Raw genomic sequence first — 26,292 nt, 5'->3', positions numbered from 1 at the left:
CCCGAATACGTGACCGCCCGCGCTCACACCCGATCCTCGTAGCCGCGCCGCACCGCGCCGGGAGCGTTGGTCTCGCCGGCCAGCCTGGCACGCGTGGAGGAACTCAACTGCCACGGCACGCTGGTGACCATGACGCCCGGCTCGAACAGCAGTTTGCCCTTGAGCCGCAGCGCGCTCTGGTTGTGCAGTACCTGCTCCCACCAGTGACCGACGACATATTCCGGGATGAACACCGTCACCACGTCGCGCGGGGCGTCCTTGCGCACCCGTTTGACGTAATCCAGCACGGGTTTGGTGATTTCGCGGTACGGCGATTCGATCACCTTGAGCGGCACCGTGATATCGCTGTTCTCCCATTCGCGCACCAGCTTGCGGGTATCGATCTCGTCGACGTTCACCGTGATCGCCTCCAGCGTGTCCGGCCTGGTCGCGCGGGCGTAGGCCAGCGCGCGACGGGTCGGCAGATGCAGTTTGGACACCAGCACGATGGAATGCGACCGGCTCGGCAGCACACCGTCCCAGTCCTGTTCGTCGAGTTCACGCGAGACGGAGTCGTAGTGCTTCCTGATCATCTTCATCACCACGAAGATGGCCACCATGGTCAGGATCGCGATCCACGCGCCCGCGAAGAATTTCGTGATCAGCACGATGACGAGCACCGCGCCGGTCGCGGTCAGACCGACCGCGTTGATCACCCGCGAACGCCGCATCCGGTTGCGATGGGAGGGATCGGTCTCGGTGCGCAGCAGCCGGGTCCAGTGCCGCAGCATGCCGGTCTGGCTCAGCACGAAGGAGACGAACACGCCGACGATGTAGAGCTGGATCAGTTTGGTGACCTCGGCCCCGAAGAACACGACGAACGCGATGGCCGCGCCGGACAGGAACAGGATGCCGTTGCTGAAGGCCAGCCGGTCGCCCCGGGTGTGCAGCTGACGGGGCAGGTAGCGGTCCTGCGCCAGGATCGAGCCGAGGACGGGGAAACCGTTGAAGGCCGTGTTCGCCGCGAGCACGAGGATCAGCGCGGTCACCACGGTGAGGAAGTAGAAGCCGATCGGGAAGCCGTGGAAGACCGTCTCCGCGAGTTGCGCGATCAGGGTCTTCTGGTGGTAGTCGTCGGGCGCGCCGATCAGATGGTCGGTGTCGTGGGCGTAGACGACGCCGATCTTCTGGGCCAGGATGATGATCCCCATCAGCAGCACGATCGCGATCGTGCCGAGCAGCAGCAGGGTGGTGGCGGCGTTGCGCGACTTGGGTTTCCGGAACGCGGGCACACCGTTGCTGATGGCCTCGACACCGGTGAGCGCGGCACAGCCGGAGGAGAACGAGCGCGCGATCAGGAAGACGAAGGCCAGTCCGTACAGGTGCTCGTCCTCGGCGTCGAGCGAGAAACCCGCCGATTCGGCGCGCAGATCGTCGCCGAGGACGAATATCTGGAACATGCCCCAGCCCAGCATGACGAACATGCCGACGATGAACGCGTAGGTCGGAATCGCGAACGCGGTGCCGGACTCTCGCACGCCGCGCAGGTTGATCGCGGTGAGCACCGCGATGGCGACCACGGCGAACAGCACCTTGTGGGTGGCCACGAACGGGATCGCCGAGCCGATATTGGACGCGGCCGAGGATATCGACACCGCGACGGTGAGGACGTAGTCCACCAGCAGCGCGCTACCGACGGTCAGTCCCGCGGTGGGTCCGAGGTTGGTGGTGGCGACCTCGTAGTCACCGCCGCCCGACGGGTAGGCGTGCACGTTCTGGCGGTAGCTGGCCACGACGACGGCCATCACGAACGCGACGGCCAACCCCACCCACGGGGCGTACATGTATGCCGAGATCCCCGCGACGGAGAGAACCAGGAAGATTTCCTCCGGCGCGTACGCGACCGATGACATGGCATCGGAGGCGAACACGGGAAGCGCGATTCGCTTCGGCAGCAGGGTGTGGCCCAGCGAATCGCTTCGAAAGGGCCTTCCCAGCAGCATGCGCTTGGCTGCCGTCGTCAACTTGGACACCGGAGCGAGCATAGATCCCCCCAGGGTGGATCGCCCGCGCGGTGTCGCCGTGGCGTGCCACCACCGGCTCGGCGGTCGCGCGGCGGGGGAAACTCGGCCGGGCCGAGCCGGGCCGGGTACGGTTCTGCCCAGAAGACAGCAGACGAACGCCACGGTTCCAGGAACGAGGTTACGCCGTGTACGTAGTGATCATGGGGTGTGGACGCGTCGGCTCGTCGCTGGCCCGCGCCCTGGTCAGGATCGGGCACGACGTCACGGTGATCGACCGGGATCCCAGCGCCTTCCTCCGGCTCGGCGACAACTTCCCCGGCGGACAGCTCGTCGGTGTCGGATTCGACCGAGATGTGTTGACACGCGCGGGAATCGAGCGCGCCGACGCCTTCGCCGCCGTCTCCTCCGGCGACAACTCCAACATCATCTCCGCCCGGGTCGCGCGCGAGAATTTCGGGGTCGAGCGCGTGGTGGCGCGCATCTACGACGCCAAACGCGCCGCGGTCTACGAACGGCTCGGCATCCCCACCATCGCCACCGTCCCGTGGACGACCGACCGTTTCCTGCGCTCGCTCATCGGCGATACCAGCACCACCACCTGGCGCGACCCGACCGGCACGGTGGCGGTGACCCAGCTCAACCTGCACGAGGAGTGGTACGGGCGCACCGTGCGCGATCTGGAGCAGACGGTCGGCGCGCGGGTGGCGTTCATCATCCGGTTCGGTCAGGGTCTGCTGCCCGACAACAAGACCATCGTCCAGGCCGACGACATCGTCTACGTGGCCGCGACCTCAGGGCGCGTCGGTGAATCCGTCGCGCTGGCAGGTAAGCCCCCAGCGAGCGAGGACTGATCATGAAGGTGGCCATCTCCGGGGCCGGAGCCGTCGGCCGATCGATCGCCCGCGAACTGTTGCGTGGCGGTCATCAGGTGATGTTGCTCGAACGCCAGCTCGACCACATCGAACCCGCGGCCATCCCGGAGGCCGTCTGGGTGCACGCGGACGCCTGCGAACTGGCGCTGCTCGAAGAGGCCGGGCTGGAGACCTACGAAGTGGTCATCGCCGCGACCGGCGACGACAAGGCGAATCTGGTGTACAGCCTGCTCGCCAAGACCGAATTCGGCATGCGCCGCGTCGTCGCCCGGGTCAACGATCCGCGCAACGAATGGCTTTTCGACAGTTCCTGGGGCGTCGACGTCGCTGTCTCGACACCGCGTCTGCTCGCCTCCCTCGTCGAGGAGGCCGTCTCGGTCGGCGATCTGGTGCGGCTGATGACGCTGCGCCAGGGTCAAGCCAATCTGGTGGAGATCACCCTGCCCGCCGACACCGCGCTCGCGGGCAAACCCGTTCGCACGCTGACCCTGCCGCGCGATACCGCCCTGGTGACGATTCTGCGCGGCGGCCGGGTGATCGTTCCGCAGCCCGACGACCCGTTCGAGGGCGACGACGAGCTGCTGTTCGTGACCGCCGCCGAAGCCGAGGACGATCTGCGGGTGGCATTGGCCCCCCACGGCATCAAGCCCTAACTCCCCGATAGGACCGGCGCCGCGGCGCGCCGGTCCTCACGAGGCGATCTTCAGTTCCGCGCGCAGTTTGTTGAGCGCGCGATGCTGCATCACCCTGACCACACCGGGGCTGGTGCCGATGGCCTCCGCGGTCTGCGCGGCACTCCAGCCGAGCACGATGCGCATCACCAGCACCTCGCGATGCGCGGGCGCCAGGATCTTCATCAATTCCCGTGTGGCGGCGCGACGCTCGGACGCCAGCGCCCACTCCTCCGGCCCCGCCGAGCCGCACGGCTGATCGGGCAGATCGGCCACGGGGTAGGTCGGATGCATCTGCGAACGGCGGAACGCGTCGGCCACCTTGTTGGCCGCGATCCCGTAGACGAAGGCCAGGAACGACTTGCCCTGATCGCGGTAGCGCGGGATCGCGTTCACGGTGGCGATCAGGATCTCCTGCACCACATCGTCGGCGGTGACGTGCAGGTGGGCCGTGTTGCCGAGGCGTGCACCGCAGTAGCGCCGAACCAGCGGGTGCACGATCCGCACGATCTCGGAGACGGCGCGTTTGTCACCCGCGGCGGCCGGTCCGATCAGTTTCTCCAGTTCGGCGGATACCCGCCTGCTCTCCGACAGCGCCGGGTTGGAATGCGCGTGGGTCTTCGATGCCGCGATCTTGTGCTCGGTAGCCAACTGTCCGAGTCCTTTCCAGCCGTCGTTGCGTTTTTCGTGTCGACAACGATCGTCTGATGAACTCGCCCGACCGACCAGATACCCCAGGGTGGGTATGAACCCACCTCGGCGGTGGGCACTACCCACCCCTTGTTCACGGTGCGGGAATGCCGCCGAGCGGCGGCGGGAACGGACGGCGGGTGATCACGCCGTCCTGGTGATCAGGTCGCGGCGGATTTGCGCGCGGGCATGTGTCCGGCCCTGCGGACCGCCCACACGGTGACCGTCAACGCCACGGCGGTCAGCGGCCACCCCATCGCGATGCGGGCGAAGGCGAGCCAGCCGGTGTGGTCGGTGTCGTAGAGCGAGGACTGGACGAGATAGCGGGCGCCGAACACCAGTACCCAGGCGGCGGTGGCGATGTCGTAGAGGCGCACGACCGCGCGATCGGCGCGCCAGTCGGTGCCGTGCCCGTTCAAATACCCCCAGATCACGCCGACCAGCGGTCTGCGCGCCAGCACCGAGACCAGGAAGATGCCCGCGTACACGAGGCTGGTGTAGATCCCGAAGAGGAAGAACCCCTTGGCCTCCCCCATCCGCCAGGCGATGAACGCGCAGATGCCGACGCCGATGAATCCGGAGATCGCGGGCTGGATCGGATTGCGCCGCGCCAGCCGCCACACCAGGATCGCCGCGGCGACGCCGAGCGCGGACCAGACGGCGGCGGTGAGCCCGGCCAGGGTGTTCACCGGGACGAAGACGAGGACCGGAAGGGTCGAGTAGATCAGGCCTGCCAGGCCGCCGAGTTGTTCGAGCAGCGTTTTCTCGGCCGGATCGGGGATCGGCTCACGCACGTCCTCGGACGTGGCGGTGGTACCGGTCGCGGTAGCACCGGCCCCGGCGGCGGGGTGAACACGGAAGGTGCCGGTCGGCTGGCGCAGTCCGGTCTCGGTCGGCACGCCCGTCTTGGCGCCGTTGTCGTTGCTCGATGGCATACGTGTCAGCTGTTCCCGCGCAATTCGTAGTAGGGGTTGTAGATCACCTTGCGGCCGTCGCGATCACCGACACGCCCGCGGACCAGGATTCGCCTGCCCGGTTCGATGCCGGGGATGCGGCGACGCCCGATCCACACCAGGGTGATGGCGTCGGTGCCGTCGAAGAATTCTGCCTGCACACTGGCGCCGACAGATTTCGGACACGCTTCGACACTACGTAGTCGGCCCAGCATGGTGGCTTCGTCTCCACGACGACACTCGGAAGCGCGACAGGCTCCCGACGCGTCCGCCGTCTCGGCCAACTCCTCGGCGTCCAGCTGATCGATGTCCTCGGTCAGTCTGCGGCCCAGTCGGCGAAAATATCCTGAGGCAGCGGATGGCATTGCACGCTCTCCTGCTAGAGCAGATGGCGTGGGTCGCACACCATCGTCATTTTCGATGGACGACCGGCGATCGGCCGTACACCGCCACTGTAGGCGCAGCGGGACTGCCCCGCTACGCTCGGCCCGGTGTTCGACTCCCCACATTCGGCGGGCAACGATCGTCGATCCATGGCGTTGAAATCCCCCGAAACGATCAGGTTGAAACCTTCGGGCCGCGCCACGGTAGCTGTCGCGTTGCCAGGCACCGGTTCCGACGCCGATTTCGCACGCCGCGCCTTCGGCGCGGCCGCCGCGGCCTCGGGGCTGGAATTCGTCGCGGCCGAACCCGATCCGCGTGGATTGATCGCCGGTTATCGGGCCGCGCTCGACGCCGCGGCGGCACGCGGTCCGGTCCTGGCCGCGGGCATTTCGCTCGGCGCCGCGATCGCCGTGGAATGGGCCGCCGAGCATCCGGGCAGTGTGACAGCCGTCATCGCGGCGCTGCCCGCGTGGACCGGTGCCGACACCACCGACTGCCCGGCGGCGCTCAGTGCCGCCTTCACCGCCGATCGGCTCGCCGCCGACGGTCTGGAACCGGTGATCGAGGGGATGCGGGCCACCAGTCCGGCCTGGCTCGCCGACGCCCTGACGCAATCGTGGCGGGCCCAGTGGCCCCAACTGCCGCGGGCGCTGCGCGAAGCGGCGGGGTACGCGTGGCCCGATGTCGAACGACTCGGATCGGTCGGTGTCCCGGTGGCGCTCGTCGCCGCGATCGACGATCCCGTGCACCCGCTCGCCGTCGCCGAACAGTGGGCCGAGGCGATCCCCGAGGCCGCGCTGTACCGGATCACCCTGGACGAACTCGGCGCCGATCCGGCGATCCTGGGCCGCATCGGGTTCGCGGCCTTCGACTGAGACACGAAACCTCTCCGCCCGCCGTGCGCGGGGAGAGAGGTTTCGGGAACGACTCAGTTCAACCCGAGCTGCTGCATCGCCGAACCGTCGGCGCCGCGCCTGGGCTCCTGCGGCATCCTCGGGGGGATGACGCTGCCAGCGCTCTGCTGCGCCGCGGCGGCCGCCTGGGCGGCCAACTGCTCCTGCTGGGCATCGACCTGGGCCTGGTGCGCCGCGGTCAGCTGGTCGGCCAGCTGGGGCGGCAGTACCACCGGCAGCGGATCACGCACCGGCAGCGGGTCGGTGCCGCGCCGCACGACCGTCTCGCGCAGCATCGCGCGCGCGGCGGCGACCAGCGGGGTGCCCGCGTCCGCGGCGCCCGACGGGCCCGCCGCGACGAGTCGCACCATCCAGCGGTAGCCGTCGACACCGATGAAGCGCAGGTCGGCGCCCTCGGTGATGGCGAGCAGTTCCCGGCCCCACGGCCCGGACTCGACGGCGACCTTCGCCCCGTCCTTGCGCAGGGAATCGGCCAGATCGGCGGCGACGGTCCGCCACTGTCCCGGCGACTTCGGTGCGGCGTAGGCGGCCACGGTGAGCCTGCCGTGATCGGTGGCCAGATGCACCGCCTGCGGGGTGCCGTCCGGGGTCATCTCGACCTGCAACTGCCCGCCCGGCGGCACCGGGATGATCACCGACCCGAGATCGAGTCGCTGCTCGGCCACGGCGGTCAGCAGTTCGGCGACATCCTCGTAGTCGTAGGGACCCGCCTTCGTCGCGTCGGCGGGATCGATGACCGGGATGTCGGCGGTGTCGACGTCGTCGTCGAACGCCGCGTCGTCGTCGAACGCCGCGTCCTCGGTGTAGGCGGCGGCGCCGTAGTCGGCGTCGTAGGCATCGGACTCTTCGTAACGATCGTCGTACTCGTCGTAGCCGTCGGACCGCTTCTTCCTACCGAACATCGCGATCAGCCCTTCTCGACGGTCTCGGCCAGACTCGCGTGCCCACCGCTGGAGCCGTAGCCCCCGGCGCCGCGCGTGGTCTCGTCGAGCCGGTCGACCTCCACGAAATCCACCAGTTCCACCCGCTGCACGAGCAGCTGTGCGATCCGGTCGCCCCGGCGCAATTCGATCGGGGTGCGCGGATCGTGATTGATCAGGCACACCTTGATCTCACCGCGATACCCCGCGTCGACGGTTCCGGGCGTGTTCACCACCGACAACCCCGTCTTCGCCGCCAGACCCGAGCGCGGATGGATCAGACCGACCGTGCCGATCGGTAGCGCGACGGCGACGCCCGTGCCGACGAGCACCCGCTCCCCCGGCTCCAGGATGACATCTTCCGTGGTGCACAGGTCGACACCCGCGTCGCCGTCATGGGCGCGCGCGGGCATCGGGATGCCGGGATCCAGCCGCAGCAGAGGTATGGGTGAAAGTGCGCTCACGGATGACGAGCCTACGCGTACGGCCGCGGGCCCCGTGACTTAGTGTTGAGTCGTGTCGGACCAGCCCAACCACGCCGTGATGGACAACGAGAAGCGCGCCGCCGATCCCTACGGCGAGCGCCTCTGGGTACCACTGTGGTGGTGGCCCATCGCCTTCGCCATCGCGGGTTTGCTGGCCGCCGAGATCCACATGGGCGCGCCGGGCGTGCGCGCGTGGCTGCCCTACGCGCTGCTGTTCCCGGTGCCGGTCTGGGTACTGCTGTGGCTGAGCCGGCACCGTGTCCGGGTCCACGGCGACGCGTCGGGAACACCCGAATTGCACGCCGACCGAGCTCACCTGCCGGTGAACTTCGTCTCACGCGCGGCCGTCGTCGCGCCGACGGCCAAGAGCGCGGCCATGGGCAGACAGCTCGACCCGGCCGCTTATGTCCAGCACCGTCCCTGGATCGGGCCCATGGTGCTGCTCGTCCTCGATGACCCGGATGACCCGACGCCCTACTGGCTGATCAGTACTCGCCATCCGGAGAGGGTTCTCGCCGCGCTCGGGCTGCCGAGCGCGGGCTGACAGAACGCGTGCGGCCGGATCGGGGCGCAAACCCGACGGTCGCGGTTTTCGTCGATCTCGTGCGAACTCAGGCGCCGCAATCCATGCAGATCAGCTGCCCGCCGGCCTCACTGGCCAGCCTGCTCCGGTGATGTACCAGGAAACAGCTCGAACAGGTGAACTCGTCGGCCTGCTTCGGAATCACCCGAACGCTCAGCACTTCATCGGACAGATCCGCGCCGGGAAGCTCGAACGACTCCGCGGTATCGGATTCGTCGATATCCACGACGGCGGACTGTGCCTCGTTGCGACGAGCCTTCAGCTCCTCGAGCGAATCTTCCGACACATCGTCGGTTTCTGTACGCCTCGGTGCGTCATAGTCGGTTGCCATGTCGTCTTCCCCTCGTCCTTACTCCGTATATCCCGGACCGGCTCGCGCCACGCCCGATTCCTTCGAGGAATCGGGGTGCCCCGCTCCGCCCCGCCGGTGGCACACATCACACGTGCACCGCTCTCCTATCAGGTGTGGTCAGATGAATCCACTCCGGACAGCGCTCGGTAAACGCAGGACATGCCCTACTTGTTCCCGCGACCGACCACCGATTTCGCCGCTGGTGATTCGATCTGGGCCGCCAGACAATAGCGGACCCTGCGGCAAAAGTCGCAATCAAAACACAGACGAGTCGAAACCGACGGGTAATCGACACCCGACGTCGAACTCACCGAGACCTTGCGCACCGAAGGCCGAACCTTTTCGTAGAGTGTGCACGTGGTTTCACTGATCACCGAAGGCAGCGCGACGGATCCCCAGGGGCGACCCCACATCCGTCGGCGGCCTCGGCCCTGGCTCATCTTCCTCGGCATCATGCTGCTGATCTGCACGATCGTGTGGTTCAAGGCATTGACGACCGAGGACACCGGCACGTCGGCGATGGCCTGCAACTCGCCGAGCGCCGCCACCGATCCCGGGGCGGAGCCACAGCCGAAACTCGGCCAGCGCGTCGGCTCCTCGCGACTGGAGGATCTGGAACCGGCCGCCCTGTCCGAAAGCAGGGTCAGGGTGCTGAACGCGAACAACCAGCGTGGGCAGGCCGCGCACATCGCGTCCCAACTCGGGGACCTCGGCTTCGCGAGTGCGCAGGGCACCCAGTACGGCAACGATTCGATATACGTCAACGGCGACCTCGAATGCGCGGGCCAGATCCGCTTCGGCGTGAACGGTCGCACGGCCGCCGCCTCGGTCCAGTTGGTCGCGCCGTGCGCGGAACTGATCGAGGATCAGCGCGAGGACGATTCGGTCGATCTGGTGCTCGGATCGCTGTTCCGGGAGATCCGGCCGACCAACGACGCCGAGGAAGTTCTGCGGTCGCTGAAGAATCCGGCCCCCGGCGGGTCCATCGATCTGGATCTGCTCGAGGCCGCCCGCGAGGCGCGCTGCTGAGCGCGCCGCCACCGCGATCGGTCCATCGGACGCCGGAACCACACCGTGGTTCCGGCGTTCGCCGTCTCTAGCGGTCCGGGATCGGTTCGGTCGCGCCGACACTGTCGAGCAGCGCCGCGAGTTCGGCGGCGACACCCGGGGCGGCGGCGATCACCAGATCGCCGTCGGTGCCGGGGGCGTCCGCGGGCGGCAGCGTCAGCACCGCGCCCGCCTCGGCGGCGATCAGCGCGCCCGCGCCCCAGTCCCACGCGTTGAGTCCGTGCTCGAAGTACGCGTCGACCCGGCCCGCCGCGACGTGGCACAGATCGAGGGCGGCGGCGCCGAAGCGGCGGATATCGCGCACGTGCGGCAGCACGTGCGCGATCAGCGCCGCCTGCCTGGTGCGCCGGTACTGGCCGTAGGCGAAGCCGGTGGCGACCAGCGACATCGACACCGAGTCGACCGTGGCGCAGCGCAGGTGGTCGACGACGCCGTCCGCGTCGACGCTGATCGCCCCGAGTCCGAGGCCGGCGCTGTAGGTCACCGCGCGCTCGACGTCGACCACCGCGCCCGCGATCGAACGGCCACCGCGCATCGCCGCCACCGATACCGCGTAGCCGGGGATGCCGTAGAGGAAGTTGACGGTGCCGTCGATCGGGTCGAGCACCCAGTGCACGGCGTCGTCGGCGCCGACGAGGCTTCCGCCGCCCTCCTCGCCGAGGATCGGATCACCGGGGCGCAGGTCGGCCAGCCGCGCGCGGATCAACTCCTCGGTCTCGGTGTCGACCACGGTGACCGGATCGGTCGGGTGGGCCTTGCTCCGGACGGCGTCGTCGGCGCGAGCGCCGGTGGCGCCGAAGACCTCCGGACGGCGGGTGCGCACGTGGGCGGCGGCGGATTCGGCGAGATCGACGGCGAGACGGCGGAGTTCGGCCACCTCTTCCGGTGGCAGATCGACGGATGCGGCAGCGACTGACGAGGAGGATTCGGGCACGCCCCCCATCGCATCACACATCCTCGGGCGGGCGCAGTACCGAACTCGCATTACTCTTGTCGTGCACGACACAGCGCCGTCGTCGGGCATCCTTCGCATCCCGCCGAGCGGGCGCGTGGGAGCCGGTGCGACGGCGCCGTCATCACACCGGCCAGCAGGGCGCTCGGACGGACAGCAGGTCCGCACCACGCACACGGAACGAGGGGTTAGCCATGTCCGCTCGGGGGCAAGCATTCGGAATCGATATCGGTGGTAGCGGCGTCAAGGGCGCCGCGGTCGACCTGGCCACCGGTGAACTCGTCCACGAGCGGGTCAAGATCGCGACACCGCAGCCGTCCACACCGGCCGCGGTCGCCGCCGCGGTCGCCGAACTCGTCGCCGAGGCCGGATGGGACGGCCCGGTCGGCGTCACGCTGCCCGCCGTCGTTCTCGGCGGCGTCGCGCGCACCGCGGCCAATATCGACAAGGACTGGATCGGCACCGACACCAGGGCGCTGTTCTCCGAGGCGCTCGGCGGCCGTGCGGTCACCGTCCTCAACGACGCGGACGCGGCCGGACTCGCCGAGGACCGGTATGGCGCGGCAAAGGATTTCGACGGCCTGGTGCTGCTGCTGACCTTCGGCACCGGAATCGGCTCGGCCTTGCTGTACCACGGCACGCTGGTGCCCAACACCGAACTCGGCCATCTGGAAATCGGCGGAATCGAGACCGAACACCGCGCCGCCGCGTCGATCAAGGACAGGGACGGACTCAGCTATCCCCAGTGGGCGGCGGAGGTCAGCACCGTGCTGATCGGTCTGGAGAATCTGTTCTGGCCCGACATCATCGTCGCGGGCGGCGGGATCAGCCGCGACGCGGATCAGTGGATCCCGTTGCTCACCAACCGAACTCCGGTGCTGCCCGCGCATCTGCGCAATACCGCGGGGATCGTCGGCGCGGCGATGGCGATCGATTCCGGCCTGCTTCCGTGAGGCCACCGCGCGGTGTCGCGGGCCCGCTCGAAGGTCACCGCGCGGGCCGGACACCCCCGACACACCGGGGACCCGCCGAGCCCCGTACGCACCGGATATGCGGACCGCGAAGCACCGCAATACCCGAGGTGGCCATGAGTAGGCTGGTTGGATCGTTACAATGGAGCATGCCCGGCGGTGAGCCGGAGAAACCCGACCGGCCCTCCGCCGGTGAAACCCGACAGACCGCTCCGCCGGATCACCACTCTGGCGTGACGCCGCACGAGACCGTCACGAAAGGGCGTACGTGGTAGCCACGACCCGTCAGACCGCCGAATCGGCCGACGCCGACTCCGCAGATGTAACCGAAGCACGGCCGGTCCGCAAGGCTGCCGCCAAGAAGGCCCCCGCGAAGAAGGCGGTCGCCAAGAAGGCGGCCCCGGCCAAGAAAGCCGCCGCCAAGAAGGCGCCGGCGAAGAAGGCCGCCACCAAGAAGGTGGGTCCCGACGGCGCGCCGGAATCGGGCGAGGCGGTCGAGGACGAGTCGATCGAGGATATCGAGGATCTGGAAGATCTCGAGATCTCCGAGGACGAACTCACCGAGGAGGTCGTCGAGGACACGGCCGAGGCGGCCGACGAGGAGACCGCCGAGCCGACCGCCGCCGACAAGGCGTCCGGTGATTTCGTCTGGGACGAAGAGGAATCCGAGGCGCTGCGTCAAGCGCGCAAGGATGCCGAACTCACCGCCTCCGCCGATTCGGTGCGCGCCTACCTCAAGCAGATCGGCAAGGTCGCGCTGCTGAACGCCGAGGAGGAGGTCGAACTCGCCAAGCGGATCGAGGCGGGCCTCTACGCGGCGGAGAAGGTGCGGGAATGGGCCGAGGCGGGCGAGAAACTGCCCGTGGCGACACGCCGTGACTTCAACTGGATCGTGCGCGACGGCAACCGGGCCAAGAACCACCTGCTCGAGGCCAACCTGCGACTGGTTGTGTCGCTGGCCAAGCGCTACACCGGTCGCGGCATGGCGTTCCTGGATCTGATCCAGGAGGGCAACCTCGGTCTGATCCGCGCCGTCGAGAAATTCGACTACACCAAGGGCTACAAGTTCTCCACGTACGCCACCTGGTGGATCCGGCAGGCCATCACCCGCGCCATGGCCGACCAGGCCCGCACCATCCGTATCCCGGTGCACATGGTCGAGGTCATCAACAAGCTCGGCCGTATCCAGCGCGAACTGCTCCAGGATCTGGGCCGCGAGCCCACCCCGGAGGAACTCGCCAAGGAAATGGACATCACGCCGGAGAAGGTGCTGGAGATCCAGCAGTACGCGCGTGAGCCGATCTCGCTGGACCAGACCATCGGCGACGAGGGCGACAGCCAGCTCGGCGATTTCATCGAGGATTCCGAAGCCGTCGTCGCGGTGGACGCGGTGAGCTTCACGCTGCTGCAGGACCAGTTGCAGTCGGTGCTCGAGACGCTGTCCGAGCGTGAGGCCGGCGTGGTCCGGCTGCGTTTCGGTCTCACCGACGGTCAGCCGCGCACCCTCGACGAGATCGGCCAGGTATACGGGGTCACCCGTGAGCGCATCCGCCAGATCGAGTCCAAGACCATGAGCAAGCTGCGCCACCCCAGCCGCTCGCAGGTCCTGCGCGACTACCTGGACTGATTTCGCCGTTATGTCTCGGGGGCCCGCGTTCGTCGCGCTGTTCGCCGTCTCGGCGTTGCTCGGCGGATGCGGGCAGGTGGTTTCGGGACACCCCGCTCCGGCGGACTCGGTCGCGGTCGGTACGACCGCACCGCCTACCACCGGAGCGGGGTCCGACCAGGTGTCGTTGCGGGTGCTGGCAGGTCGCTGGACCGGCGCCTATCGCTGCGGTCAGGGCGAGACGGCACTGACGTTGACCATCGACCCGCCCGACGGGACCATCGCGTCCGCGGTCTTCGACTTCGGGCCCTCCCCCGTCAATCCCGCGGTGCCGCACGGTTCCTTCGCGATGGGCGTCGGGTACGTCCACGACGTGCTCACCTTCACCCAGCGTCGCTGGATCACCCGACCGACCACCTATTCGATGGTCGATCTCGTCGCCGTCGAGGTTTCCCCGGTTCGTCTCGCCGGCACGGTGAACGGCCAGGGGTGTACGACTTTCACGGTCACCCGCGACCGCGGGTGAACGCCACCGGTGACCATTCGGTTGCCGGTTCAAACCGAAAGTGACCGACGCCACCGTTCTGGTAGCCTCTTACCCGCTCGGGCACGCATGATCTTGCGTATCGTCTGAGCCGCCACATCATTCTTGGTCAGCCGGATGGATTCCGCCGGCAGTGGGGTTCGCGGTGCTAGACATTTACCACTTCAGCTACGGATGGTTGACGCCCATCCTCGCCTACGTTCTGTCCTTCACCGGATCGTTCCTGGGACTACAGTGCGCCGCCCGCGCGAGAGCGGGCGAGAAGCGGCTGCTGTGGCTGTCACTGGCCGCCGTGTCGATCGGCGGCACGGGCATCTGGGTCATGCATTTCATCGCGATCCTGGGCTTTTCGATCCAGGGCTCGACCATCCGTTTCGATGTGCCGTTGACTCTGTTCAGCGCCGCCACCGCGATCGTGGTGGTGGGCATCGGATTGGTTCTCGTCGTCACTCCGCAGCCGAGGCTGTGGGCACTGCTGACCGGTGGACTCATCACCGGTCTCGGCGTCGCGGGTATGCACTACACCGGCATGCACGCGATGAATTCGAACGCCGACATCAGTTACGACACACCCCTGGTCGTGCTCTCGCTGGTGATCGCCGTGGTCGCGGCGACGGCGGCGCTGTGGTTCACCGTGAATGTGCGCGGGCAGCTCGCCGCGGTCGGCGCGTCGTTGATCATGGCCGTCGCGGTCTGCGGTATGCACTACACCGGCATGGCGGCGATGCGGGCCCACGGCGGCCACGAGCACGGCACTCCGGAGGGCACCGACGCGCTGCAACTGCTCGCCCCGCTGATCGTCGGCATCGCCATCGTCACCATGCTGCTGCTCATCAGCGTCAGCCTCACCTCGATCGAACGCGATCTGGAGCTGCCGCCGGTGCGCCCGGCGACGGTGCGCCCGGCCGGTGACGACGTCGCCCCGCCTCCGATGAGATACCCACTGGCGCAACAACATGCGGACGACGATCCGTGGAACACCCCCCGTCGCGCCGAGCACGCGCCGGTCGCCGACGAGCCCGTGACCCAGTACTGGCCGAGCCGCCCGATGCCGCGCAACCACTGAACCCTGCGATGCGGCAGGCCGCTCACCCGAGTGGTTCGGCCTCCGCTCCCGCCATAGCGGCGGGAAGATCGGTGCCCGAGGTGTCCTTGAGATCGACGCCCGATCGTCCGAGTGTCCGCGCGCCGGAGATCAGCGCCGCCACCACCCGCGCGGCCCGGACGTAGTCGAGGCCTTCGGGCGGATGGATATTGGAGACGCAGTTGCGATCGGCGTCGGTGCGGCCGGGTCGCGGTAGATGGGTGAGGTAGATACCCAGGGAGTCGGCCACCGACAGCCCTGGGCGCTCCCCGATCAGCACGACGACGGTACTCACCCCCATGGCCTCGGCGATGTGGTCGCCGAGCGCGACCCTGGCCTGGGTGGCGATCACCGGCGCGGCGATCGAATAGCGCTGTGCCAGTTCGCGGATGAGGGCGGCCAGCATCGACGGTCCGTGATCGGTCAGCGCGCGAGGGGACAGCCCGTCGGCGAGGACGAATCCGATATCGGCCGCGCCGCGCGAGATCTCGGCCAGCGAACCGGGCGCGGGTAGTCGCCCGAGATCCGGTCGGCGCAGATATTCCGCGCGATCGGCGGCCCGGCTCGGCACCTCGACCGCGACGCCGAGCCCGCATTCGTCCACGCGGCGCACGAGATCCGCTGTGTCGAGCGGACTGTGCACGGCGTCGCGCGCCGCGGCGTGGGCCGCGCGCAATTCCAGTACCCGCGCCGTCGGCAGCGCGTCGCCGCTGCGGCCGAGTCCGATACGCGCCTGTGTGGTGCGGCGCAATTCTCGCCAGAAACCGTATTCGGCGAGATCCTCCGGTGCGGTGAGCGCCGAGACGGCCTCGGGCGTGTCGTCCATCAGGCACCGGCCAGGGCGCGCAGCGGGGACGCCGTCGGCCGTACCGGCAGGATGCGACCCGAGGCGTCGAGCATGCCCAGACCCGCCAGCCAGGACTCGAATTCGGGGGCGGGCCGCAGACCGAGCACGCGGCGGGCGTAGAGCGCGTCGTGGAAACTCAGGCTCTGGTAGCCGAGCATGACATCGTCCGCGCCGGGAACCGCGATGACGAAGGCGACCCCCGCCGTGCCGAGCAGTGTGAGCAGGGTGTCCATATCGTCCTGGTCCGCTTCGGCGTGATTGGTGTAGCAGACATCGACACCCATGGGCAGGCCGAGCAGTTTGCCGCAGAAATGGTCCTCTAGCCCGGCGCGGATGATCTGTTTGCCGTCGTAGAGGTATTCGGGCCCGATGAATCCGACGACCGTGTTGACCAGCAGCGGGTCGAGTTCGCGACAGACCGCGTAGGCGCGCGCTTCCAGCGTCTGCTGGTCGACCGGCCGCGAGCCGGTGCCGAGATGCGCGCCCGCCGAGAGCGCCGAACCCTGTCCGGTCTCCAGGTACATCACGTTGTCGCCGACGGTGCCCCGGCGCAGCGAGCGGCCCGCTTCGTTCCCCTCGCGCAGCAGCGAGAGATTCACCCCGAAACCGGAATTCGCGCCCTCGGTGCCCGCGACGGACTGGAAGACCAGATCCACCGGCGCACCCGACTCGATCAAACCGATGGTGGTGGTGACATGCGACAGCACACACGATTGGGTCGGGATGTCGAAGCGCTCACGGACCTCGTCGAGCAGCCGCAGCAGTTCCGCCGTCGCTCGCGGCGAATCGGTCGCCGGATTGATGCCGATCACGGCGTCACCGCAGCCGAGCAACAGCCCGTCCAGCACGGCGGCGGCGATTCCGCGCGGGTCGTCGGTGGGATGGTTGGGTTGCAACCTGGTGCCCAATCTGCCCGGCAGGCCGATGGTGCTGCGGAACGCCGCGCTCACCTCGGCCGCGCGGGCGACGGCGATCAGGTCCTGATTGCGCATGATCTTGCTGACGGCGGCGACCATCTCCGGCGTGAGCCCCGGTGCGACGGCACGCAGCGTGTGCGCGGGGCTCGTGCCGTGTTCGCCCGCCGCGACGGCCAGCAGCCAATCCCTCAGCCCGCCCACGGTCAGATGCGAAATCGGTTGGAAGGCAACGCGATCGTGGGTATCGATGATGAGCCGGGTGATCTCGTCGGTTTCGTAGGGCACCACCGGGTCGCGGAGGAATTCGGTCAGCGACACCTCGGCCAGTGCCCACTGGGCTGCGGCGCGTTCGGCGTCGGTCTCGGCCGCGCACCCGGCGAGTTCGTCGCCGCTGCGCAGCGGGGTGGCCTTGGCGAGCAGTTCGACCAGTCCGTCGAAGGTGTAGGCGACACCGCCCAGATGTCGGGTGTAGCGGGTCATCGGGAGTACCTCCCGCCGACCGGCCTCATTCCAATTCCTCCTCGGCGCGCGCGAGTACCGCGAATTCCTCGTCCGGGGAGGAGGCGACGAGTCGATGCCTGCTGTAGAGCGCGAAATACAGCATGAAGGCGCAGAACACCGCGAGTGTCCAGCCCGCGGCGACGGGGTCGACCAGGAAGGTCGCGATCACGGCCGCGCAGGCGATGACCAGCGCGAACGAGGTCGTGACGATACCGCCCGGGGTGCGGTAGGGCCGTGGCATGCCCGGTTCGCGCACCCGAAGCACGATATGGCTGATCATCATCAGCACATAGCTCACGGCGGCTCCGAAAACCGCCATGTTCAGCAGCATCGCGCCTTTCCCGGTGAGCGAGAGCGCGAATCCGATCACGCCCGGCACGATCAGCGCCAGCACCGGCGCCTTGCGCGCGTTGGTCACCGACAGACGTGTGGGCAGATAGCCCGCACGCGACAGCGCGAAGGTCTGGCGCGAGTAGGCGTAGACGATGGAGAAGAAGCTGGCGACCAGACCCGCCAAACCGATGTAGTTGACGGTCTTGGCCGCCGCCCCGTCGCCGAGTGCTTCGACGAGCGGATTACCCGACGCCGAAATACCCTGTGCGCCCAGCGCTCCCGTCGCCAGCACGAGTACCGCCGCACCGGTGACGATCAACACCAGCATGCTGATGATGATGCCCTTGGGCACATTCTTCTCCGGTTCGCGCGCTTCCTCCGCGGCCAGCGGTACCCCTTCCACCGCCAGGAAGAACCAGATGGCGAACGGCACCGCGGACCAGATCCCGACCAGGCCGAAGGGCAGGAAATCCGAACTGCCGAACGCGTCGGGATCGGCGGCGATATCGGTGAGATCGGCCGAGTCGAACAGGCCGATGGCGGCGACGACGAAGATCAGCAGGCCGACCAGCGCGATGGCGGTGATCACGAACATGACCTTGAGCGCCTCGCCCGCGCCCGCCAGGTGCACACCGATGAACAGCGCGTACGCGGCGAGGTAGACCCACCAGCCGTCGGTGATGCCGAACAGGTTCAGCGATTCGACATAGGCGCCGATGAAGGTGGCGATCGCCGCGGGCGCGATCGCGTATTCCAGCAGGACTGCGGTGCCGGTCGCGAAACCGCCCCACGGGCCGAGCGCGCGCCTGGCGAAGGTGTAGCCGCCACCGGCCGCGGGCAGCGCGGCCGACAGTTCGGCCATGCCGAGAACCATCGCCAGGTACATCGCGGCGATCACCACGAAAGCGATGAGCAGACCGCCGAATCCGCCTTCGGCGATCCCGAAGTTCCAGCCGGAGAAGTCGCCGGAGATGACGTAGCTGATGCCGAGTCCGGCAAGCAGCACCCAGCCCGCGGTCCCCGAGCGCAGTGTGCGTTTGGCCAGATAGTCGTCCCCGGCGGCTTCCGGGGTCGATGTCGCGTCGTCGATCGTCATGGTGATCCGCACTCCTGGCCGATTCGGACAATGGACCAATTGTTGGGAGCGAATATTGCCCGCAGGTGAAACGAGGTTACGGTCACCGGCCCGGGTCGGTGACACCTCGCACACCACGGGCAGGCGCGTCGGACGGCGACGCCTCCGCGCCCACGGCACACTCGTCAGCGTGGATACTTCGGCGGCGCGGCGGACCGGTCCGCCCTGGACCGACACCGTCGAACTGCGGACGGTGCTGCGGGCGACCTCGGTATCGGTACGCGCGCCGCACGCCGTCCGCCGGGTGCTGCCCGCGCTGCGCGCGCATCTGGCGGCCGCTCCCGCCAGTACCGCCTACGCCTTCACCCTCTTCGTCACCTGGTGGACTCTGCGCGGAGTCGGCGAGACGGTGGAACGAAGGCTGATCCTGTCGGCGTCGACGAATCTGTACAACATGCGGCACAATCCGGTTCAGGTGCTCGTCGCCTCGGCGTTCTGGACCGAGGGCGGTTTTCCCTGGCTCACCATCGCCGGATTCCTGCTCGTGATGGCGGCGGCGGAACGTTGGCTCGGCACCGCCCGTTGGATCGCGTTGTTCGCCACCGGCCATATCGGGGCGACGCTGCTCACCGTCACCGGCATCGACCACGCCATCGACCGCGGCCTGATACCGGGGCGCGTCGCGATGGCCGCCGACGTCGGCACCAGTTACGGCTTCACCGCGGTACTCGCGGCGATGGCGTTCCGCTTCCGCGGCGCGGTGCGCTGGACATGGGCGTGCGTGGTGGTCACCGCGGCGGCCGCGGCCCTGTGGGTGGGGCCGACCTTCACCGATTACGGCCACCTGTGCGCCGCCGTGATCGGCGTGGTCGTCGGTGTCGTCGCCTCGACGTTGTGGCGGCGGGTCGAACGGGTTCGGGCGCGAAATACCACCCGTGACACCGGCATTTCGACAGAGGCGGGGAGCTGACCGGTGCGGGATCAGCCGCTCGGCGCGGGATCGGCGCGCCGGAACCGGGTGACGACGGGTTCGACGAGTCGGGCGGCGGTCGGTCCCAGGATCGCCATCAGCAGCACGTAGGCCGAGGCGAAGGCGGCCAGTTCACCGTCGACCGCGCCCGTCGCCACGGCGAGACCCGCGATGACGATGGAGAATTCACCGCGCGCCACCAGCGCGGCGCCGGTGCGTGCCCGGCCCATCGCCGCGATGCCCTGACGGCTCGCCGCCCACCAGCCGGTGCCGACCTTGGTGAGCAGGGTGACGATCGCGAGGATGATCGCCCAGCCGAGAACCGGCGGTATCGCCTGGAGATCGGTCGCCAGTCCGAACGCGACGAAGAAGATCGCGGCGAACAGATCCCGCAGCGGTTCCAGCAGTTTCACCGCCTCCTGCGCGGTGGATCCGGAGATCGCGATGCCGAGCAGGAACGCGCCGACCGCCGCCGAGATGTTCAGCGCCGAGGCCGCACCCGCGACGAGCAGGGCGGCGCCGAGGAGTTTGAGCAGGAAGACCTCGTTGTCGGAGCTGTCGACCAGCGCCGAGACGAGACGTCCGTAGCGCAGGGCCACGACCAGCACCACGGTCACCGTCAGCAGCGCGAGACCGAGCGCCTTCATTCCGGCGAACAGGCTCAGCCCGGCCAGCACGGTGGTCAGGATCGGCAGGTAGACCGCCATCGCGAGATCCTCGAACACGAGAATGGACAGGATGACCGGGGTTTCGCGGTTACCGAGCCTGCCGAGGTCGTCGAGCACCTTGGCGACGATCCCCGACGACGAGATATAGGTGACCCCGGCCATCGTGAGCGCGCCGGCGAAACCCCAGCCCAGCAGCAGCGCGACCACGGCGCCCGGGGTCGCGTTGGCGACGATGTCGAGCAGACCCGCCGCCCAGGATCGGCGCAGACCCGTGACCAGTTCGGCGGCGGTGTATTCCAGCCCGAGCAGCAGGAGCAGCAGTACGACGCCGATTTCGCTTGCCAGATGACTGAATTCGCCCGCGGCGCCGAGTGCGACGAACCCACCCTGACCGAAGGCCAGCCCACCGAGCAGGTAGAGCGGGATGGGCGACATACCGAATCGATCCGCCACCCGGCCGAGCATGCCGAGAACGAACAGAACCGCACCGAGCTCGAGCAACGCGAGCGCGGTGGCGGTCATGGCTCACCCGTGCGACAGGATCTTCCCGGCGGCGTCGAGTCCGTCGGGAGTGCCGACGACAACGAGCACATCGTCGCGCGTGAAGGTGAAGTCCGGACCGGGCGACGGATGCAGCTGACCCGCGCGCATCACCGCGACGATGGATGCCTTGGTGCGGGTACGCATTCCGGTCTCGCCGAGGGTGCGCCCCTCGTAGGGGGAATCCTCGCCGATCGGCATCTGACGCGTGGTGATCCCGGGCATGTCCCGATGATCCTCGTTCAGCTTCGCCACCAACTGGGGCGCGCCGAGCAGATTGGCCAGCACGGCGGCCTCGTCGGTGCTGAGCGGAATCTGGGCGGCGCAGGCATCGGGATCGTCCAGTTTGGAGACGATCAGATCTATTCCGCCGTCGCGGTGGTCGACCACACCGATGCGGCGACCGGAGCGCGCCTGGAAATCCTTGCGTACCCCGATACCGGGCAGTGCGGTGACATCGACGTTCACCACTCCACCCTAACTCTCACTATGCCCCCTGTGCCGAACTGCCCTCCAGGTGCGCGCCAGGGCCTTCGACAGCCCGTCGGGATCGGCCTCGAGGCTCGACATTTCGGCTGGTACGCCCCGGGGATCGCGGCCGCTCACTCGGGGGCGACGGCGAGCGGGGCGAAGGTGCCGTCCGGTTCGGGAAGGAACTCGACCACGTCGGTGACGGCGTCCACCGGCAGCGGACCGTAGAGGTGCGGGAACAGCATCGACTCCGGATCGGTCGGCACCCCGGGCTCCCAGACGACGGGCGAGCCGACCCTGGCGGGATCGATACGCAGCAGGACCAGGTCGCGACGTCCGGCGAAGAGTCTGTTGGCGGGCAGATGCGCCTGCGCCGGAGCCGACAGGTGGACGAAGCCGATCTCGTCGAACGACGACGGCCGGTACTGCCCGATCGGGCGGGCGGCCAGCCATTCGTCACGGGTACAAATGTGAACGAGCGTGTGAGTGTCATAGATCACGGGTAATCTCCCGGTAGACAACTGGATCGGCCGGATCGAGGCGTGAACGAGGATGTGTGGTCGGAGTCGACGTGAGATGTTCGCCGGTAGCGAAAATCGCAGGTCATGTTAGGCAAAACACACTGAATCATTCGCGGGAACAAAGCCCCCGTCCCGAACGTCTGACAGAGTAGTCATACCACTGCTGGGAAGTAGCGGTTGCGAGCCCCGCGGAGTGACCACGGGGCCCCACACCAGGTGAACGGACTGTAGTGCCGGGAGCCAGGACGGAGGAGTCATGCCAGGAACCCTGACAAGCACCCCACTGACCGCGGTCGATCGTTGCGACCGTTGCGGTGCGGCGGCACGCGTGCGTGCCACGCTGCCCGCAGGTGGAGAGTTGCTCTTCTGCCAGCACCACGCGAACGAACACATGGATCGATTGCGTGAGCTCGAAGCCGTAATCGACACGGAGTCTGCTCCCACAGTCTGAACCGGTGGTATTCGCGTCCCGACACAACAGCATCGAAAAACAGAACATCGTATTCCCCGACAGCGGGCGACTATGTCGCCCGCTGTCGGCGTTCACGGACCCAGAGCCATCGGCTATGACGACGTAGGCCGGGTTCGCCGCGCTTCCACCTCGGCGAATATCCCGTCGAGCAAGCGCTCCAGGCCGAATTCGAACGCGTCGTCCGGATCCGCGGGCGCCTGATAGCGCTCGCCGACCGCGGCGCCCACCCGCGAGGCCAGCGGAAATTCCGCGGCGGGCATCAGTCGATCCAGCAGCGGACCGTGTTCGGCCCACCATCGCGCGTCACTGAGCACCGCGGCGCTACGCCGCGCCGCGATCGCCATCCTGGCGTTTCCGGTCGCGAATTCCGACAGCACCGCGATCACCCGGTCCATATCCAGATCCGACAGCCCGATGCCATCGATCGCGGCGAGCTGCCGCTCGTATCGACGCATCCGGCCCGGACCGAGCACCAGCCGCCACGGTGAGACCTCGAGCAGCCAGGGGTGGGCGAGCAACTCGTCGCGGATCTGCCCGGCGATCGCGCCCATGCGGCGGCGCGGCGGGTCCGCGGCGGGGATCGGCACGTCCCGGTCGGCGACGGCGTCGACCATGAGCACGGCGAGCGCCTCCTTGCTCGGCACGTAGGTGTACAGGCTCATCGGCCGCAGGCCCAGTTCCGCGGCCACCGACCGGATGGAGACCCGGTCGTATCCGTCCCGGTCCGCGAGGGTGACCGCCGCGGCCACCACCGCGTCGACGCTGACCTTCTGTTTGGGCCCGCGACCGCCCGTGCGGGCGGGTACGGCGTGGCGCCACAGCAGCAGCATCAGCTGTTCGGCTTCGTGCGCGCCGGTGTCCTCGACCACGGAACCCCTCGGGAATGAATTCGGTACGGTGTATGTTGATACTTCGTACACTATACGACGATCGGGGTCGGCCCTGCCAACAACACACGCCACCTATCTGCCCGACCGACACATGTTCGCCCTCTGGACCTGGACCGGCCACATCGCGGGCCGAGCCCCGGCGGGCATCGGCGCCCGCGAAACCCTCACGCTCGCGATCCCGACGGGCCCGCACGGTGTCGTCGAGGTCGCCGAAGTCGACTGCGCGCTGGTCGCACCCGACGAGTTCGTGAAACTCGACGTGGCCCCCGGCGCGAGCACGACGCGTACGACCGACGCCGAGGACATTTCCGAGAACCCGGGCGCGGTCGTCGAACCGGGGCCCTCACTCCTGCTCTGGCGAGAGGTGCTGGCCGGGGACGAGCGGATCTCCCGGCTGCCGATCGCGGCGCACGCGGTACCCGACGCCGTCGGCACCTCGGTCGTCGCCGCCGATCGCGCGCTGCGGATCGTGCGCGAGACCCGATCGGTGGAGGTCGAATTGGCGGCGGTGCTGCGCGCGGAACTGCGGCCCTACCAGGTGCGCGGAGTGGCGTGGCTACGCGAGACCACCGACGCCTTCGGCGGCGCGGTGCTGGCCGACGAGATGGGTCTGGGAAAGACCGTGCAGACCATCGGATTCCTGCTCGGGCGGGCCGGGGCAGGGCCGCAACTGGTCGTCTGCCCGACGTCACTGGTCGGCAACTGGGCGCACGAGATCACTCGTTTCGCCCCGGGGCTGCGGCCGGTGATCTGGCGCGGCGGGGACGCGCCCGCCGTCGCGGACATCGAGGGCGCGGTGGTGATCACGGGATATCCGACGTTGCGCCCGCACGGTCACCTGCTCGCCGAACAGCACTGGGCGACGGCGATCTTCGACGAGGCGCAGGCGCTGAAGAATCCGCGCACCCAGGTCTCCAAGGCCGCGCGCGCCCTGCGCGCGTCGGCGACGGTGGCGCTGACCGGCACCCCGGTGGAAAACCATCTCGAGGAGTTGTGGGCCCTGCTGAACCTGGTCACGCCGCGACTGTTCGCGCACCGCACCCAATTCCGTCGCCGGTTCGTCCGGCCGATCGCCGAGGGGTCGACCACCGCGGCCGCCCGCCTGCGCGACACCGTCGAACCGGTACTGCTGGCCCGGCGGAAATCCGAAGTCGCGGCGTCGCTTCCGGCGAAGATCCACAGCGATCTGCTGTGTGACCTCAGCGCGGAACAGGAGAAGCTCTACGATCAGCTGCTCGATCGCGCGATCGACGACGGATTCGGCGTGGGCGCGCGACGGCGGACCCTGGTGCTCGCCGCGCTGACCGCCCTCAAACAGGTCTGCAACCATCCCGGCCTGGTCACCGGCGAGCTGGACGAACTGTCCGGGCGGTCGGGGAAACTCGATCTGTGCACCGATATCGTGGCGACCAACCTCGACAACGACGCCCCCACCCTGGTGTTCACCCAGTACCGACAGACCGGGGAACTGCTGGTCCGCCACCTGTCCGCACAGTTCGGCATCACCGCGCCGTTCTTCCACGGCGGACTCGACCGGGCGCGGCGCGCCTCGATCGTCACCGATTTCCGAGCGCCGGACGGCCCACCGGTACTCGTGCTCAGCCTGCGCGCGGCGGGTACCGGTCTGACTCTCACCAGGGCGGCCGACGTCATCCACTTCGACCGGTGGTGGAATCCGGCGGTGGAGGCCCAGGCCTCGGATCGGGCGCACCGCATCGGCCAGACCCGCACCGTCACCATCACCACCCTGACCTCCGCCACGACGGTGGAGGAGCACATCGCGGGTATGCACGATCGCAAATCCGCGCTGACCGACCTGTCCGACACCACCGGAATCGCGGCGCTGGCCCGCCTCGACGACGAACAACTCGTGCAGGTCCTGCGTCGCAAGAGGGAGAACTGATGGCGGACAACGAATTCGGTTACACCCCGTGGGGAATGGACTGGGTCCGGCTGGCCGAACCGCTACGTCAGACCAGGCCCGACCCGCTGTTGCCCCGGGCGCGCAGCATCGCCCGCAACGGCGGTGTGGCGACGACCGTCCAGGGCCGGGTCATCCGCGCCGCGATCCATCGCGGCGGGCAGGCCTCGGTGACCCATCTCGAGGTCGCGCCGCTCAGCCGCGCGTCGATCACGGCCATCACCGCCGTCATCCCCGACCCCACTGTTCTCACCGACGACATGCACCGGGCGCTCGTGGCCGCGGGAATCCCACCCGTACCGGTACTCGCCGCGACGGACTGCTCCTGCTCGGCGCGCACCGCACGCTGTGTGCACGTGTTGTCGACGATCTACGACACGGCCCGACGCGTCGACGAGAACCCTCGGCTCGCCCTCGAAATCCAGGGCTACTTCGGGGTATCGGACGCCGCGCGCGATTCGGTCGAGGTCGAGGCGCCGCGCTGGACGCCGATCGACGCGCTCGACCCGGCGGACTATTTCGACCTCGCGTGAGCGGGATTCACTCCGGCCTGTGCGCCCGGAAGCGGAAACTGCCGCCGCCCGTGTCGATCTCGACGTCGACGAATCCGGCGCGGGTCAATCGTTCGACGGCGGTCTCCGGCGGCACCGGCAGGCAGGTGTCGCCGAGATGGAGGAGCCGAAAACCCCTGCTGTCGAGTCCGTCGCTGCCCGCGAAGACCCCGCCGGGTCGCAGCACGCGCAACGCCTCGGCGAACAGCGCGTCCTGTTCGGACACCGATGGCACGTGATGCAACATGGTGAAGCAGACCACGGAGTCGAATTCCGACGCGGACAACGGCATTCGAGCGCCGTCGCCCTCGATCACGGTCATCTCGGCGCCGTGCCGGGTCCGTAACCGCTCGGCGAGCGCGGGTTCGATCTCGAGCCCGGTCAGCGAGCCTGCCCGGTCGAGCAGACTGCGAATATTGGCGCCGTAACCGGGACCGATCTCGAGGGCACGGCCGCCGAGATCGATATCGGACAACGCCCACGGCACGATCTTGGTGGCGCTGATCCGCTCCCAGACAGTGGAACGGCAGAGCACGCGGTGCAGGATGTTCATCGGCATGGAC

At 68.4% G+C, this 26,292-nt stretch carries 29 protein-coding genes; 13 read left to right on the top strand and 16 right to left on the bottom strand.

Annotated elements, in window-relative coordinates; genetic code table 11:
• Positions 1 to 23: 23 nt before the first annotated feature.
• The gene (locus DAT37_RS26950; protein WP_109527764.1) at positions 24 to 2,012 is read right to left on the bottom strand and encodes an APC family permease; all 1,989 of its coding nucleotides are present in this window, start codon (positions 2,010 to 2,012) and stop codon (positions 24 to 26) included.
• Positions 2,013 to 2,188: 176 nt separating this feature from the next.
• On the opposite strand from DAT37_RS26950, the gene DAT37_RS26945 reads away from it, so the two are divergent.
• Both DAT37_RS26945 and DAT37_RS26940 read left to right on the top strand, forming a co-directional pair.
• Positions 2,189 to 2,854, top strand: coding sequence for a potassium channel family protein (locus DAT37_RS26945; RefSeq protein WP_109527648.1), 666 nt, complete (start codon positions 2,189 to 2,191; stop codon positions 2,852 to 2,854).
• A 2-nt stretch (positions 2,855 to 2,856) separates the two neighbouring features.
• Positions 2,857 to 3,528: a potassium channel family protein gene (locus DAT37_RS26940; protein WP_109527647.1), complete on the top strand. Its 672-nt coding sequence runs from the start codon at positions 2,857 to 2,859 to the stop codon at positions 3,526 to 3,528.
• A gap of 36 nt (positions 3,529 to 3,564) precedes the next feature.
• Here DAT37_RS26940 and DAT37_RS26935 read toward each other — a convergent pair whose 3' ends face one another.
• From DAT37_RS26935 to DAT37_RS26925, 3 genes are all read right to left on the bottom strand, one after another.
• Entirely contained in the window at positions 3,565 to 4,197 is a 633-nt protein-coding gene (locus DAT37_RS26935) for a sigma-70 family RNA polymerase sigma factor (RefSeq protein WP_109527646.1), read from the bottom strand.
• A 200-nt stretch (positions 4,198 to 4,397) separates the two neighbouring features.
• Positions 4,398 to 5,171 carry a DUF3159 domain-containing protein gene (locus DAT37_RS26930; protein ID WP_109527645.1) on the bottom strand — a complete coding sequence of 258 codons (774 nt, stop codon included), beginning with the start codon at positions 5,169 to 5,171 and terminating at the stop codon, positions 4,398 to 4,400.
• Positions 5,172 to 5,176: 5 nt separating this feature from the next.
• Positions 5,177 to 5,554: an OB-fold nucleic acid binding domain-containing protein gene (locus DAT37_RS26925; protein WP_109527644.1), complete on the bottom strand. Its 378-nt coding sequence runs from the start codon at positions 5,552 to 5,554 to the stop codon at positions 5,177 to 5,179.
• 168 nt (positions 5,555 to 5,722) lie between these two features.
• On the opposite strand from DAT37_RS26925, the gene DAT37_RS26920 reads away from it, so the two are divergent.
• Positions 5,723 to 6,448, top strand: coding sequence for an alpha/beta fold hydrolase (locus tag DAT37_RS26920; protein ID WP_109527643.1), 726 nt, complete (start codon positions 5,723 to 5,725; stop codon positions 6,446 to 6,448).
• A gap of 53 nt (positions 6,449 to 6,501) precedes the next feature.
• On the opposite strand, the gene DAT37_RS26915 is transcribed toward DAT37_RS26920, so the two are convergent.
• Complete coding sequence (locus DAT37_RS26915; RefSeq protein WP_109527642.1) at positions 6,502 to 7,389, bottom strand: DUF3710 domain-containing protein; 888 nt, start codon at positions 7,387 to 7,389, stop codon at positions 6,502 to 6,504.
• A 5-nt stretch (positions 7,390 to 7,394) separates the two neighbouring features.
• Positions 7,395 to 7,871 carry a dUTP diphosphatase gene (gene dut, locus DAT37_RS26910; protein ID WP_109527641.1) on the bottom strand — a complete coding sequence of 159 codons (477 nt, stop codon included), beginning with the start codon at positions 7,869 to 7,871 and terminating at the stop codon, positions 7,395 to 7,397.
• A 79-nt stretch (positions 7,872 to 7,950) separates the two neighbouring features.
• Here dut and DAT37_RS26905 point away from each other — a divergent pair, with 79 nt between their 5' ends.
• Positions 7,951 to 8,436 carry a DUF3093 domain-containing protein gene (locus DAT37_RS26905; protein WP_109527640.1) on the top strand — a complete coding sequence of 162 codons (486 nt, stop codon included), beginning with the start codon at positions 7,951 to 7,953 and terminating at the stop codon, positions 8,434 to 8,436.
• A gap of 67 nt (positions 8,437 to 8,503) precedes the next feature.
• Here DAT37_RS26905 and DAT37_RS26900 read toward each other — a convergent pair whose 3' ends face one another.
• The gene (locus DAT37_RS26900) at positions 8,504 to 8,806 is read right to left on the bottom strand and encodes a DUF4193 domain-containing protein (protein WP_109527639.1); all 303 of its coding nucleotides are present in this window, start codon (positions 8,804 to 8,806) and stop codon (positions 8,504 to 8,506) included.
• 378 nt (positions 8,807 to 9,184) lie between these two features.
• On the opposite strand from DAT37_RS26900, the gene cei reads away from it, so the two are divergent.
• Positions 9,185 to 9,856 (top strand): envelope integrity protein Cei, encoded by a 672-nt coding sequence (gene cei / locus DAT37_RS26895; RefSeq protein ID WP_109527763.1) that lies wholly within the window; start codon positions 9,185 to 9,187, stop codon positions 9,854 to 9,856.
• Positions 9,857 to 9,923: 67 nt separating this feature from the next.
• On the opposite strand, the gene DAT37_RS26890 is transcribed toward cei, so the two are convergent.
• Positions 9,924 to 10,838 (bottom strand): inositol monophosphatase family protein, encoded by a 915-nt coding sequence (locus DAT37_RS26890; protein ID WP_232840013.1) that lies wholly within the window; start codon positions 10,836 to 10,838, stop codon positions 9,924 to 9,926.
• Between the two features lie 203 nt (positions 10,839 to 11,041).
• Between DAT37_RS26890 and ppgK the strand changes: the two genes are divergently transcribed.
• The 4 genes from ppgK (at position 11,042) to DAT37_RS26870 (ending at position 15,034) form a co-directional block, all read left to right on the top strand.
• Positions 11,042 to 11,800 (top strand): polyphosphate--glucose phosphotransferase, encoded by a 759-nt coding sequence (ppgK, locus tag DAT37_RS26885; protein ID WP_109527637.1) that lies wholly within the window; start codon positions 11,042 to 11,044, stop codon positions 11,798 to 11,800.
• Between the two features lie 286 nt (positions 11,801 to 12,086).
• Positions 12,087 to 13,445, top strand: coding sequence for an RNA polymerase sigma factor (locus tag DAT37_RS26880; RefSeq protein WP_109527636.1), 1,359 nt, complete (start codon positions 12,087 to 12,089; stop codon positions 13,443 to 13,445).
• A gap of 10 nt (positions 13,446 to 13,455) precedes the next feature.
• Complete coding sequence (locus tag DAT37_RS26875) at positions 13,456 to 13,950, top strand: hypothetical protein (RefSeq protein WP_109527635.1); 495 nt, start codon at positions 13,456 to 13,458, stop codon at positions 13,948 to 13,950.
• Between the two features lie 163 nt (positions 13,951 to 14,113).
• Complete coding sequence (locus DAT37_RS26870; RefSeq protein ID WP_109527762.1) at positions 14,114 to 15,034, top strand: MHYT domain-containing protein; 921 nt, start codon at positions 14,114 to 14,116, stop codon at positions 15,032 to 15,034.
• 22 nt (positions 15,035 to 15,056) lie between these two features.
• Here the strand turns inward: DAT37_RS26870 and eutC are convergent, their stop codons facing one another.
• Genes eutC through eat form a run of 3 tightly spaced genes read right to left on the bottom strand, consistent with a single transcriptional unit; the run spans position 15,057 to position 18,746 of the window.
• A complete protein-coding gene (eutC, locus tag DAT37_RS26865; RefSeq protein WP_109527634.1) occupies positions 15,057 to 15,878 on the bottom strand; it encodes an ethanolamine ammonia-lyase subunit EutC in 822 nt (273 codons plus the stop codon).
• Entirely contained in the window at positions 15,878 to 17,296 is a 1,419-nt protein-coding gene (locus DAT37_RS26860; RefSeq protein WP_109527633.1) for an ethanolamine ammonia-lyase subunit EutB, read from the bottom strand. The genes eutC and DAT37_RS26860 overlap by 1 nt, the downstream gene beginning before the upstream one ends.
• A 25-nt stretch (positions 17,297 to 17,321) precedes the next feature.
• On the bottom strand, positions 17,322 to 18,746 hold the full coding sequence (gene eat / locus DAT37_RS26855; RefSeq protein ID WP_109527761.1) for an ethanolamine permease: 1,425 nt from the start codon (positions 18,744 to 18,746) through the stop codon (positions 17,322 to 17,324).
• Between the two features lie 169 nt (positions 18,747 to 18,915).
• Between eat and DAT37_RS26850 the strand changes: the two genes are divergently transcribed.
• Positions 18,916 to 19,695: a rhomboid-like protein gene (locus DAT37_RS26850; RefSeq protein ID WP_109527632.1), complete on the top strand. Its 780-nt coding sequence runs from the start codon at positions 18,916 to 18,918 to the stop codon at positions 19,693 to 19,695.
• 11 nt (positions 19,696 to 19,706) lie between these two features.
• Here the strand turns inward: DAT37_RS26850 and DAT37_RS26845 are convergent, their stop codons facing one another.
• From DAT37_RS26845 to DAT37_RS26835, 3 genes are all read right to left on the bottom strand, one after another.
• Entirely contained in the window at positions 19,707 to 20,885 is a 1,179-nt protein-coding gene (locus DAT37_RS26845; protein WP_109527631.1) for a cation:proton antiporter, read from the bottom strand.
• Between the two features lie 3 nt (positions 20,886 to 20,888).
• Positions 20,889 to 21,371, bottom strand: a complete 483-nt coding sequence (locus DAT37_RS26840) for a cation:proton antiporter regulatory subunit (protein WP_109527760.1) — start codon at positions 21,369 to 21,371, stop codon at positions 20,889 to 20,891.
• A 134-nt stretch (positions 21,372 to 21,505) separates the two neighbouring features.
• On the bottom strand, positions 21,506 to 21,874 hold the full coding sequence (locus DAT37_RS26835) for a DUF952 domain-containing protein (RefSeq protein WP_109527630.1): 369 nt from the start codon (positions 21,872 to 21,874) through the stop codon (positions 21,506 to 21,508).
• Positions 21,875 to 22,151: 277 nt separating this feature from the next.
• On the opposite strand from DAT37_RS26835, the gene DAT37_RS45700 reads away from it, so the two are divergent.
• Positions 22,152 to 22,346 carry a DUF7455 domain-containing protein gene (locus DAT37_RS45700; RefSeq protein ID WP_109527629.1) on the top strand — a complete coding sequence of 65 codons (195 nt, stop codon included), beginning with the start codon at positions 22,152 to 22,154 and terminating at the stop codon, positions 22,344 to 22,346.
• A 113-nt stretch (positions 22,347 to 22,459) separates the two neighbouring features.
• Here the strand turns inward: DAT37_RS45700 and DAT37_RS26825 are convergent, their stop codons facing one another.
• A complete protein-coding gene (locus DAT37_RS26825; protein ID WP_109527759.1) occupies positions 22,460 to 23,197 on the bottom strand; it encodes a TetR/AcrR family transcriptional regulator in 738 nt (245 codons plus the stop codon).
• Positions 23,198 to 23,348: 151 nt separating this feature from the next.
• Between DAT37_RS26825 and DAT37_RS26820 the strand changes: the two genes are divergently transcribed.
• Together DAT37_RS26820 and DAT37_RS26815 are read left to right on the top strand one after the other, a co-directional pair.
• The gene (locus DAT37_RS26820) at positions 23,349 to 25,160 is read left to right on the top strand and encodes a DEAD/DEAH box helicase (RefSeq protein ID WP_109527628.1); all 1,812 of its coding nucleotides are present in this window, start codon (positions 23,349 to 23,351) and stop codon (positions 25,158 to 25,160) included.
• Positions 25,160 to 25,711, top strand: coding sequence for a hypothetical protein (locus DAT37_RS26815; RefSeq protein WP_109527627.1), 552 nt, complete (start codon positions 25,160 to 25,162; stop codon positions 25,709 to 25,711). The genes DAT37_RS26820 and DAT37_RS26815 overlap by 1 nt, the downstream gene beginning before the upstream one ends.
• A 7-nt stretch (positions 25,712 to 25,718) precedes the next feature.
• On the opposite strand, the gene DAT37_RS26810 is transcribed toward DAT37_RS26815, so the two are convergent.
• Entirely contained in the window at positions 25,719 to 26,288 is a 570-nt protein-coding gene (locus tag DAT37_RS26810; protein ID WP_109527626.1) for a class I SAM-dependent methyltransferase, read from the bottom strand.
• Positions 26,289 to 26,292: the final 4 nt, after the last annotated feature.

The organism is Nocardia aurea, from assembly GCF_003123685.1.
In the GTDB taxonomy this organism is placed as follows: Bacteria; Actinomycetota; Actinomycetes; order Mycobacteriales; family Mycobacteriaceae; genus Nocardia; species Nocardia aurea.
This window is presented reverse-complemented; position numbering and strand designations above follow the sequence as displayed.